We start from the raw sequence: 11585 nt of genomic DNA, 5'->3' as shown, positions 1-11585 counted from the left end.
AATACTTCGAACGAACCGATCAATACATTATAGAATCCGCCTAAAAAGGAGAAAACGCGGTGTGTTCCGAATAAACCATCAATCAGGATTTCCAATACTTCAATATTGATGATGATAAATCCTAAATATACTATGATGTGCAATATTCCGGCAACCGGTCTTTTAACCATTTTCGATTGACCTAAGGCAATCATTGCCATGTTACGCCATCTTTCCTTTGGATTATCCGTACGGTCAACATCCTGTCCTAATTTAATGTTACGGATCAGTTTTTTGACATTCTGTGCAAAAAAACCGATTCCTAAAACAAGGATAATGGCAAATAGTATATTATCTAAATAACTCATATAAAGTATAGATTAATGCTTATTGTTTTTGTTCTGTTGTTGTTTTCTCTTCTTCCGGCGCTACATAAGGAGCTGCTTTTTTTCCGAATAAAGAGAAATGTACATATCGTTTCGGGTTTAGCTTCATATCGCCTAACAATAGTTCCAATTGTTTGGAAGCGCCTGCCAGATTTTTATACATGGCGTCATCTTTTAACAATTTCCCCATAGATCCTTTTCCGGACTGTAAGTCGTTCATGATCTTGTCGACATTCGCTAAGGTACTTTCCAGGTTTTTAACCGTTTTACCAATGTTTGCTTTCGCTAATGAATCGGACATCTTCGCAAAATTGGTCGATACTTTATCAATATTCGTAATCGTATGATCAAGTTTTCCTTTATTATCTGCCAGTAAGTGGTTCACATTTACCGAAGCCGCACTAAAGTTCGTCAATGTTTTGTTTAATTCCGCCAGGCTGTTTTTTAGATTCGCCTGTGTTTGCGCGTCCATTACATTATTAATGTTGGTTAGCAATACATCGGTACTTTCCAGAACTTTATTCAGTTTTTCCTGAATCGGCGCCAGTTTGTCTTCCAATTTGGCTGTTAATCCTAATTTCACATCGGCTTGTAAATAATCGCCGGACTGTGCCATGTTGGTATCTTTAAAATTCGGAAGGATTGCAATTTGTTTTCCACCGATAAATCCCGGTTCGTAAATACTGGCCACACTTGATTTCGAAATGGCGAAATCGTTTTTAATCTGCATTTCCACCAATAATTTCCCGGTGTTTGGCTGGATTTCGATAGCGGATATTTTTCCAACTACCAATCCGTTTATCGTTACGGCCGCCGAAGGCGATAAACCTTCCACGTTATCATATACAACATAAAATTTACGGTTGGAGTCGAATAGATTTTTCCCTTTCAGGAAACTATAACCCCATAAACATACCAATATAGAGGTAATGACTAAAATTGCTGTTTTAACTTCTCTAGTGATTTTCAAAATTCAAATATTTAATGAGCAAAATTAAAAATAAATATTTTACCTACAGTATTATTTATTTCAATGCTTCCTGGATACTAATCTTTTTACCATCCTTAAAGGCCACGATAAAGGCCGATGTAAAGCCTTTTTCTTTGGCTTCGTTTAAAAGTTCTTTGGCTTCGGAATGCTCTTTCACTTGTCCGTAGTAATATTTAATAATGGTCTTATCTTCTTCCATCGAAATGTTATTCAGCCCTTTAAAGTTACTTGGCGTTAAATCCAATTTTTTACCACTGGCCGAAATCTGCACTTTAAACACCACTCCTTTTGAAGAAGCAACCGATTTGATTTCTTTTTTAATTTCTTTGGTAACTTTAGTCGAATCCACTTTTACTACTTTGGTATCTTTTTCTTTTTCCCGTTCTTTTTCGACCGTTTTAGACGGTGTTGGTCTTTCGTCTCTTCCAACGGAAACGCCCGGCACGAAGTATTCTTTTTTATAACCGGTAATGGCATCGGCGATCGCTTTGGCCAATTCTTCCTGACCGTTATCCGAGCTCAAATACGATCCTTCGTCTTTATTGGATACGAATCCCATCTCGATCAATACGCGTGGCATATAGATTTTACGCAATACCAGGAATCCTGCCTGTTTTACACCACGGCTTTTTCGTCCCAATCCGTTTTCGAAACCATCCTGAATACGGGCCGCCAAATCGATACTTTGTTCGATATACTCTTCCTGTAAAAGTGTCATTCCGATTAACGATTCCGGAGAATTCGGGTCGTATCCGTCGTATTTCATTTTATAATCGCTCTCCATCGTAACCACGGCATTCTCTTTTTTCGCTACTTCAAGGTTGGACGCGTTACGGGTAACCCCCATTACATAGGTTTCGGTTCCGGAAGCGGCCAGATTTTTATTGGCATTACAGTGAATTGACACAAAAATATTAGCGTCATTTCGGTTCGCAATGTTGGCTCTTTCGTCCAATTCGATAAAAACATCGGTCTTACGGGTGTAAATTACCTGTATGTTAGGGTCTTTTTCCAACAATTTCCCTACTTTTAATGCTACGTTCAGGGCGTTGTTTTTTTCAACATAGCCGTGATAAACCGCACCAAAGTCATTACCACCGTGTCCCGGATCTAAAACGACTTTGAATTTCGTATTATTTTGAGCAAAAGCAGTATGGAAAAACAGTAGTAAAAAAATTGAACTTATAAAATTAAACTTGATGTTCCCTCTCATTGTCTTTGATATTTATCGATATTGGTTATAATTTTATTAAATGCTTATTTTTGAGAAAAAATATATGTAAGTTTGAACCGTCAAAAATTGAGCCATATTTTTACAAAAATAGTATTAAAACCTTTGCGTACAAACTTATTTCATATCGTTTTATTGTCATTTTTTCTTCTCGTAGGAAAACATGAAATCTATTCACAGGAAAACCGGTCCCAAACTAAAAACATACCCGCTGAAAAACAGAAAGATAGTATCCATTTAACCCCCGACAGTTTTAAAAAACCGACTGTCGAAACCAAGAATGATACGATCAAAAAAAAGAAGTCCTCTATAGACGCTATTGTCAAGCGTAAAGCGAAAGATTACGAAAAAATCGATCAAAAAAAGAAACAACTTACCCTCTATAACGAAGCGGAATTATACTATAAAGACATCGAATTAAAGTCCGGAATCATCATTTTGGACTATGATAAAGACGAAGTATATGCCGGACGAATCAAAGACAGTTTAGGAAATTACACCCAATTCCCCTATTTTAAACAAGGACAAAACGTAGTCGAACCCGATTCAATTCGCTTCAATTTTAAGACAAAAAAAGCCAAAATCTGGAACTCCAGAACCGAACAAACGGATTTCCGTATCAAAGCAGAGGTTTCCAAACGAGAAAACGATTCGGTGTATTTTATGAAAAATGCCCGTTTTACCACTTCTAAAAATATTGACGATCCGGAATATTATTTCCTGGCGCGAAAAATCAAATTTGTACCGGGTAAAAAAGTAGTTGTAGGTCTTACCAATATGGTTATCGCCGATGTACCGACTCCTTTAGGGTTACCATTTGGTTATTTCCCGATGAGCGAAACATCCGCTTCCGGTTTTATCATTCCTTCATTTGGTGACACCCGTGATCGTGGTTATTTCCTTCAAAACGGTGGTTATTATTTCGCCTTAAGCGATTATTACGACCTTGCGGTTTTGGGAGATTATTATACCAACGGAAGTTATGCCTTACGATTTGAAAGCAGTTATGCCAAACGCTATGCCTTTAACGGACGGGTTAATATACGTTTCGAAAATCAGATTCAAAGTGAAAGAGGATTCCCCGATTATACCAAACGACGCGAATACAACATCCAATGGTCGCATTCTCAGGATGCTAAAGCCAGTCCTAATTCCCGATTTTCAGCATCGGTTAACTTAGGTAGTAGTCAGTATTTCCGTAATACATTAAACATGCTCAACGTCGGTTCTTCCCTGAATAACAACATGAGTTCTTCGGTTTCCTATTCGCAGACCTTACAAACCGTTCCTCAGGTGAACTATTCGGTAACCGCTACGCACTCTCAGAATACCAATACGGAAATTATCGACATGACGCTACCTACTTTCCAGGCCAGTGTGGATCGTATTTTCCCGTTTGCTAAAAGAGACGAACTTAAAAAAGGAATCTTTAAAAACATCAACTTCCAATACAACCTTAGAGCCGAAAACAGAATCCGTACAACCGATTCCCTGTTTTTCTCCCCTCAAATGTTCCGGGATTCCAAAGTTGGTTTCCAACATAGTATTCCGATCAGTACCAACTTTAAAGTATTCAAGTATTTTAGTGTTACCGCCGGAACCAACTATAGCGAAGTATGGTACTTAAAAACCATCAGCAAAGAATTCGACGCTTCAAAAAATATGGTTGTTACCAACGACATCAACGGTTTTGACGCGTATCGCACTTATAACTTTACCTCCAACATCGGAACGACTATTTACGGTACGTTTAATTTCGGAGATGATAAAAAAATCCAGGCCATTCGTCACGTAATGCGTCCGAGCGTTTCCTATTCCTATCTACCAAGCTTTAGCAACTATTACGATACCTATGCGATCGATGCTACCGGAACGACACGGGTTGATTACTCGCGTTTCGAAAACGGAATCTTCGGTGCTCCCGGAAGAACCATGGCAAACAATGTCGGTTTTACACTGAGTAATACTTTCGAAGCCAAAGTACGCGATAAAGACGAAACCAAAACGGAACCGAAAAAGGTTATGCTGTTAAACAATCTGAACTTTTCCACGAATTACAATATGGCAGCCGACTCGCTTGCGTGGTCACCGATAATGGTTTCCGGAGGAACACAGTTCTTTAACAACAAAATGAATGTCAACTTTGGATCTACTCTCGATCTATATGCCATTGACAATGCCGGTAGAAAAATCAACAAGTTCAATATCGACAACGGAGGTAGTTTGTTCCGTATGACCAGTGCCAACATTACTATTAATTACAGCCTTTCCAGTTCCGATTTCGGACCAAGCTCGGATAAAGACACAAAAACGAACGATCAGAATGTTATGAACGGAGGCCGTGGCGATGATTTATTCGGACGCGCTACCGACCTGAGTGATAACAGACATAGTTTATTTAAAGACAAAAAAGACGACGGTGAAGACAAATTTAAAGGGTTTTACCAACTGGCACTCCCTTGGGATTTACAATTTGCCTACTCCCTAACTTATGGAAACAACAATCGTGAAAACGAGATTGTTACCAATTCCCTGATGGTTTCCGGAAATATTGACTTAACACCACAATGGAAAGTTGGGGTTTCCACCGGATACGATTTTGCCCGAAAAGGGGTCAGTTTTACGCAGTTCCGTTTTGAAAGAGACCTTTTAAGCTGGCGAATGAGTTTTAACTGGGTACCTTTTGGAACGTACTCCTACTGGGGCTTTTTTATCGGAATCAAGTCTTCTGTTCTTAGCGATATCAAGTGGGATAAGCGTAGTCTTCCGGATCGTCGTTTACGATAATCATTAAAAAACACAATAGCATGAAACAGATTATTTTTACCGAAAATGCACCGGCTCCAATCGGTCCATACAATCAGGCTGTACTGGTAAACGACCGTACGTTATACACCTCAGGGCAAATTGCTTTGGATCCTAAAACCGGCGAATTGATCACTTCTTCCATTGAAGTGGAAACCAAACAGGTTATGGAGAATATGAAAGCGGTATTGGAAGCGGCTGGTATGTCGTTTGAAAACGTTGTTAAGACGACTATCTTTATTAGCGACATGAACGATTTCGCAAAAATAAACGGCGTTTACGGTGCTTATTTTAACGAAAAAACCGCTCCGGCACGCGAAACGGTTCAGGTGGCTTGTTTGCCTAAAAACGTTAATGTAGAAATCTCTATGATTGCTGAGAAATAGCCTTAATCAATAATTCGGCAGTTGCCTCATTGGTTGCCAAAGGCACATTATGTACATCACACACCCTTATGAGCATGTTAATATCTGCCTCATGAGGGTGTTTTGCTAAAGGGTCTTTAAAAAACAATACCATATTGCATTTTCCCTCAGCCACGCGCGCCGCAATCTGCGCATCACCTCCCAAAGGACCAGACAACATTCGCGTTACCTTAAATCCTGCATTTTCCGCTTTACTCCCGGTTGTACCGGTTGCGATAAGCGCTATCTCATCCGATTTCAAAAAGCTCTTGTGTTTGTTTAAAAACTGAACCAGATCGGCTTTCATCCCGTCATGGGCTATTATTGCTATTTCCATTTTATTTTATACCGTATGATAATTAATTAATCCGTCAATCGGTTTTCGGTAGACATTCCCCAGCGTTAATCCACTTTTCGCAAGTATTTCCTGGAGTTCATTTTTCAGATAATAAGCTATCGATCCGATAAAATGCACCGGTATTTCTTTGCAGTTTTCATATTGCATAATATAATGATCTACAAAAAACTGCATTTCTTTTACGACAATTTCGTGAATAAACGCATGATCTTTATGCTGAATCAGGAATTTGGCAAAAGTAGCCAGATAGGCATTTGGATTCGGTACTTTATAAAAATTGTGTTTGATCGCATCCGGATCGAGGTCGTATTCTTTTTCGAATTTTTCGGCCAGTTCTTTTGGCATCGTACCAAAATAATACGCGCGAATCAGATGACGACCAAAACGGTTTCCGCTACAATCATCCATAGCGATATAGCCTAACGATTGTACTTTCTGATGCAATTCTTTTCCGTCGAAATAACTGCAATTCGATCCCGTACCTAATATACACACGATTGCTTCTTCTCCTTGTGGTGTTGTAGCATATACCGCAGCATAGGTATCTTCATGGACTACGACTTCCGCATTTGGAAAATATTCCCTAAAAACCCCTGCCAGAAAATTCTTCATTCGGTCGGTTCCACAACCGGCACCATAAAAAAACAAATGCGTAACCAGATCTCTATTATGCGAAATATCAAAACGTTGTGACATTCGTTCCAACATTTCCTCTTTTTCCAGCACTTCCGGGTTTAACCCTAAGGTTGTCACAGTAAACTGTATATTCCCATTGCCATCCAATGCAATCCAGTCGGCTTTTGTAGAGCCACTATCCACTACTAATCTCATCCTGTTGTGTGTTATTCGTCTTTTAAAACCTTTTAATCGTTTAGTTTCGGCTCAATTTTATTAAAGTTTAGCTTACTGTTTTTCTGACTATAGCCAAAATAGATAGCCAGTCCGATCAACAACCAGATTGTAAAATAAATCCAGTTCCATACGCTTAGTTCCGCCATCATATACAAACAACAGATCAATCCTAAAAGCGGAATTAATGACAAACTTTTTTTGTACGCCCAAACGGTTAATCCGATCAATACGATAAAAAAGATCCACATTGGAATTTTATGCTGGAATAAAGCCAGTCCGCTTTCGTATTTTACCGAGTCTTTTATGGGTAATCCGGCAACCATTTCTGCATATTTACCGGCATCTTCTTCTTTATAATTACTTAGAATGTGTTCCAAATCCTGCGTTTCCTTAGCAATATGTGCTTTATCCCCCTGCAATAACTGATTGTATACTCCGGTGGCTTCTTCTTTGGTTAAAGCCGTAACAATAGCCGATGGCTCGTTAATTTGCGGAACATTGGTAATAAAATCCATTGTCGCTTTTTTATTGACCGTAAAGGCCAATACCAAACCTACGATCACTAATACCGGCGCGATATATTTGGCATTGATATAAGGCGTTTTAAATTTACCGCGTGGTATGTCTTTTCGATCCTGTAATACCAAAACGCCGGCACAAACCAGTACAAAGGCAAACAAGGTTCCAATACTACACAAATCGGTTACCATCGTCAGGTTTAAAAATAAAGCCGGTATCGCCACTACAAAACCGGTTACGATGGTAGCATAAGAAGGCGTTTTATATTTCGGATGTACTTTCGAAAAACGTTTTGGCAATAAACCATCACGACTCATACTCATCCAGATACGCGGTTGTCCCATTTGGAAAACCAACAATACGCTGGCCATGGCCACAACTGCGCTAACAGCAATAATTCCGGACAACCATTTCAGGTCAAGTTTTTCAAATACAAATGCGAGCGGATCGCCAACATTCAATTCCTTATAATTAACCATTCCGGTTAATACCAATGCAATTACAATATATAGTATCGTACAAATCACGATTGCCCACATCATTCCGCGTGGTAAATCCCTTTGGGGATTTTTACATTCTTCAGCAGTCGTTGAGATAGCATCAAATCCGATATAAGCAAAGAAAACGGCCGAAACACCTTTTAAAACTCCATTAACGCCATTTGGTGCAAACGGATTCCAATTTTCGGTATCCACATAAAATACCCCCACGGCAATAACCAATAAAATAATCGCCAGTTTAACGACCACCATCAGGTTACTGGCATTACGGGATTCTTTCATTCCGCGGTATACCAACCAGGTAATAATTATAATGATCAATAATGCAGGAAGATCAGCAACAAAGTGAAACGACCCGATAACCGGTGACGTGGTCCAAGCCTCATGAGCCGCCTGTAACGCAGCACTCAGGTTTTCAAAGGACTTCCCACCCTGCATAAGTGCAGTGGCTTCAGCATAACCGTTGGAAGCCGTCAGGTAATCCATTTGTATCCATTGTGGCAGGTGTATGCCACCACTTGCGAGCAATCCGGTAAAATAGTCACTCCAGGAAATCGCAACGGTAATATTTCCGATCGCATATTCCATGATCAACGCCCAACCGATAATCCAGGCGATTAATTCGCCAAAAGCCACATACGAATAGGTATAGGCACTTCCCGAAACGGGCACCATCGAAGCAAACTCAGCATAGGCAAAAGCAGCAAATCCACAGGCCAGCGCCGTAAAAAGGAATAAAAAGATAACAGCCGGACCACCGTCGGAACTCGCCTTTCCAATCGTACTGAAAATCCCGGCTCCTACTATGGCTGCAATTCCAAATGCGGTTAAATCTCTTGTGGTTAAATGCTTACCCAAGGCTCCGTGACCATCGGCTGCATTCTGCTTTACCTGTTTTAATATGTCTTCAACGGATTTTTTTCGAAATAAATTTGAAAAACTCATAAATTATTTTTGTGCGTAATCGGTTAGTTTTTAGGATTATTAACAATAAATTAAACCGTAATTTTTTTTTCTGCTAATAAAAACAAATATATAAAACCAATTTATAAATTGTCGGTTCTCTGGTAAATAAAGTAAAAACCACGGATACAGATAGATTTTATTTATATTAAAATAAAAAATAATAATCAAACTTAATACAAAGGTCCACTAAGAATTGGCTACTTTTGTACTGCAAAAAAATAATAATCTTTAAAATTCATTAAAATTATGTCATTAGTAGGTAAAAAATTTCCAAGCATTGCAATTGACGCTATCTCTGAAATGGGTGATAATTTAAAAATCAACATCTTTGAAGAAGCAACTAAAAACAACAAAAAAGTATTATTATTTTGGTATCCAAAAGACTTTACTTTTGTTTGTCCAACTGAATTACACGCCTTCCAAGCAGCTTTACCTGAATTCGAAAAAAGAAACACTATTGTAATCGGTGCTTCATGTGATACTAACGAAGTACACTTTGCCTGGTTAAACACACCAAAAAACAACGGTGGAATCGAAGGTGTTACATACCCAATCTTAGCCGATACGACTCGTAACCTGGCGAACATCTTAGGTATTTTAGATATCGAAACTGCTAATTACAATGACGAATTGGATACGGTTATTATCGAAGGTTCTAATGTAACGTACCGTGCTACTTATTTAGTAGATGAAACCGGAAAAATTTTCCACGAAAGTGTAAACGATATGCCACTTGGTAGAAACGTAAACGAGTACCTACGTCTTATCGATGCTTATACGCACGTTCAGACTAAAGGTGAAGTTTGCCCTGCTAACTGGGAAGAAGGAAAAGAAGCGATGTTTGCTACCAGAGAAGGTGTTGCAAACTACTTAAATAACTAATTCTTAAAAAAAATTGCTATGTTAATTGAATTAAATGAAGATAAACTACAGGAGTTGGTCAATGCTAACGAAAAAGTAGTAGTACAATTTTCTGCTTCCTGGTGTGGAAACTGCCGTATCATGAAGCCAAAATTTAAAAAACTGGCTTCCGAAAAAGAAAACATCACTTTTGTATTGGTTGATGCCGAGAATTCTCCGGAATCGCGAAAACTGGCTAATGTGAGTAACTTGCCTACTTTTGCTACTTTCGTTAACGGTGCCTTGGTAAACCAATCGCAAACCAACAAAGCAGAAGTATTGTCGGAATTGGTAAATGAAATCGCTTAATTATGAAATTACCTGTAATTAAACAACTTACACAGTTCATTGAAGAGAACGACCAGGATTATATCATCGAAACCATCGAAGTACTGGAAGCGTTAACCGAAGTTCCATCGTTAAAAGACGAAGAACTAGACGTTATCGGAGAGCTAATCTCCAATATGTATGGCGCATTGGAAGTAAACAAAATGGTAAAAGAAGGAACCGATAAAAAAGAAGCTTTAAACAGCTTTATGAAACGGGTTCTGGGTTCGATCGACAAATAAACCCGACGCTCCAAATTGTAATACAAAACGCTTTCCGAAAGGAAGGCGTTTTTTTATGTATGCCGTTTTAAGACTGTTCTTTACTCCTAAAATATATTATCTGATTTTATCCAGAGGCATTTCATCAGCACCCGGAAGGATTGGAAAGATTGGGCTCCCGGAAATATAAAAACCATTCTCCTTTTTTTTGATATAGATCACTCCCATTTCATCACTCAGGGAAAGATCATAATTGATTTTGATTTTCTCATCACCCATTTTCATCGCTTTTAGATTTGGATAGCTATTCTTTATTCCATCTTCAGTAATTGTTAGCGAAATGTCGTCTAACCAATTTATGGTTATATCAAATAGGGTTCCGTTTGATCCTTCAGCATGATAGCTTCCGTTCCAAGACCTATCAACTTCCTCCGCCATATCGTTCTCGGCTTCGGAAGCTTCTCTACTATCATCAAAATCTTCGGGAGAAAATATTTTTTGTTTTACTAAAATGATTTTTCCGGAGGTGTTTATTTTATATTGTGCCCATTTTTTAGCCCCGGATCCGGATTCATTTTCAAAAAAATCCAATAGGTAAATCATATCTTTATTAAGATAATAATAGCGTTGTGATACCTCCAAAGCCATGTCAAAATTTATACTGTGATAAATAATCATGGAATCGGTAACCTTGTTATTAACTTCTACATATAAAGTTGCCTGATGAGGAAGCGATGCACCTTCAATAGGTTTTGGTTTAGTCGTTTTAATAAAAACTTCCGTTTTGGAGTTTATTTTCCCAGCTGAAACTCTAGCCTTAACAGATTCTAATTTTTCATAATCAAACTTAATTTTCGATAAAATACATTCCGTCTTATCCGCTTCCATTTGCTCACCGGATCGCTCGAAAAAATCCCCGCTTACCCTGCATGTTGGATAGATGGAATTGGCAAAATCCAAATCCGAGATGGCTATATCGCCCTGCCATTCTTTGTTTAGAGTAATTTCTTTTGATTTTACATTGATATCTTCTTCTGTTTTCTTACAGGATAGCAGGCTTAAAAAACACAGGATACTCATTATATTTCTCATTATTGGGATTTTTTTTTGCTAAAATATTCAAATTTTCAAAATAAACGAGCTGTT

The 11585-nt window shown here is 38.5% G+C and carries 11 protein-coding genes and 1 pseudogene; 5 read left to right on the top strand and 7 right to left on the bottom strand.

Going from position 1 to position 11585, the window contains the following annotated elements:
• The 3 genes and pseudogenes from Q1R07_RS15080 to Q1R07_RS15070 all read right to left on the bottom strand — a co-directional run.
• Positions 1 to 347 (bottom strand): annotated as a pseudogene (locus Q1R07_RS15080) (Fe-S oxidoreductase); the annotation flags it as partial.
• A gap of 19 nt (positions 348 to 366) precedes the next feature.
• Positions 367 to 1335, bottom strand: a complete 969-nt coding sequence (locus Q1R07_RS15075; protein ID WP_300491842.1) for an MlaD family protein — start codon at positions 1333 to 1335, stop codon at positions 367 to 369.
• A gap of 55 nt (positions 1336 to 1390) precedes the next feature.
• Positions 1391 to 2569, bottom strand: a complete 1179-nt coding sequence (locus tag Q1R07_RS15070) for an N-acetylmuramoyl-L-alanine amidase (RefSeq protein ID WP_300491840.1) — start codon at positions 2567 to 2569, stop codon at positions 1391 to 1393.
• Between the two features lie 123 nt (positions 2570 to 2692).
• Between Q1R07_RS15070 and Q1R07_RS15065 the strand changes: the two genes are divergently transcribed.
• Both Q1R07_RS15065 and Q1R07_RS15060 read left to right on the top strand, forming a co-directional pair.
• Positions 2693 to 5374: a putative LPS assembly protein LptD gene (locus Q1R07_RS15065; protein ID WP_300491838.1), complete on the top strand. Its 2682-nt coding sequence runs from the start codon at positions 2693 to 2695 to the stop codon at positions 5372 to 5374.
• A 20-nt stretch (positions 5375 to 5394) separates the two neighbouring features.
• Positions 5395 to 5778 carry a RidA family protein gene (locus Q1R07_RS15060; RefSeq protein WP_300491836.1) on the top strand — a complete coding sequence of 128 codons (384 nt, stop codon included), beginning with the start codon at positions 5395 to 5397 and terminating at the stop codon, positions 5776 to 5778.
• Here the strand turns inward: Q1R07_RS15060 and Q1R07_RS15055 are convergent.
• From Q1R07_RS15055 to Q1R07_RS15045, 3 genes are read right to left on the bottom strand one after another with little or no spacing between them, the layout of a single operon-like run.
• Positions 5759 to 6133, bottom strand: a complete 375-nt coding sequence (locus tag Q1R07_RS15055) for a methylglyoxal synthase (protein WP_300491834.1) — start codon at positions 6131 to 6133, stop codon at positions 5759 to 5761. The two genes, Q1R07_RS15060 and Q1R07_RS15055, sit on opposite strands and share 20 nt — an antisense overlap.
• A 6-nt stretch (positions 6134 to 6139) precedes the next feature.
• On the bottom strand, positions 6140 to 6985 hold the full coding sequence (locus Q1R07_RS15050) for an N-acetylglucosamine kinase (RefSeq protein ID WP_300491832.1): 846 nt from the start codon (positions 6983 to 6985) through the stop codon (positions 6140 to 6142).
• 32 nt (positions 6986 to 7017) lie between these two features.
• Positions 7018 to 8970, bottom strand: a complete 1953-nt coding sequence (locus Q1R07_RS15045; protein ID WP_300491830.1) for an amino acid permease — start codon at positions 8968 to 8970, stop codon at positions 7018 to 7020.
• Between the two features lie 267 nt (positions 8971 to 9237).
• On the opposite strand from Q1R07_RS15045, the gene Q1R07_RS15040 reads away from it, so the two are divergent.
• From Q1R07_RS15040 to Q1R07_RS15030, 3 genes are read left to right on the top strand one after another with little or no spacing between them, the layout of a single operon-like run.
• Positions 9238 to 9873, top strand: coding sequence for a peroxiredoxin (locus Q1R07_RS15040; protein WP_256550689.1), 636 nt, complete (start codon positions 9238 to 9240; stop codon positions 9871 to 9873).
• Between the two features lie 18 nt (positions 9874 to 9891).
• The gene (locus Q1R07_RS15035; protein ID WP_300491827.1) at positions 9892 to 10200 is read left to right on the top strand and encodes a thioredoxin family protein; all 309 of its coding nucleotides are present in this window, start codon (positions 9892 to 9894) and stop codon (positions 10198 to 10200) included.
• A 2-nt stretch (positions 10201 to 10202) separates the two neighbouring features.
• Positions 10203 to 10460, top strand: coding sequence for a hypothetical protein (locus Q1R07_RS15030; protein ID WP_256550691.1), 258 nt, complete (start codon positions 10203 to 10205; stop codon positions 10458 to 10460).
• Positions 10461 to 10556: 96 nt separating this feature from the next.
• Here Q1R07_RS15030 and Q1R07_RS15025 read toward each other — a convergent pair whose 3' ends face one another.
• Positions 10557 to 11531: a hypothetical protein gene (locus Q1R07_RS15025; protein WP_300491824.1), complete on the bottom strand. Its 975-nt coding sequence runs from the start codon at positions 11529 to 11531 to the stop codon at positions 10557 to 10559.
• Positions 11532 to 11585 lie beyond the last annotated feature (54 nt).

The organism is Flavobacterium sp., assembly GCF_030146175.1.
In the GTDB taxonomy this organism is placed as follows: Bacteria; Bacteroidota; Bacteroidia; order Flavobacteriales; family Flavobacteriaceae; genus Flavobacterium.
The sequence above is the reverse complement of the archived record's forward strand: the minus strand, read 5'-3'. Positions and strand labels throughout refer to the sequence as shown.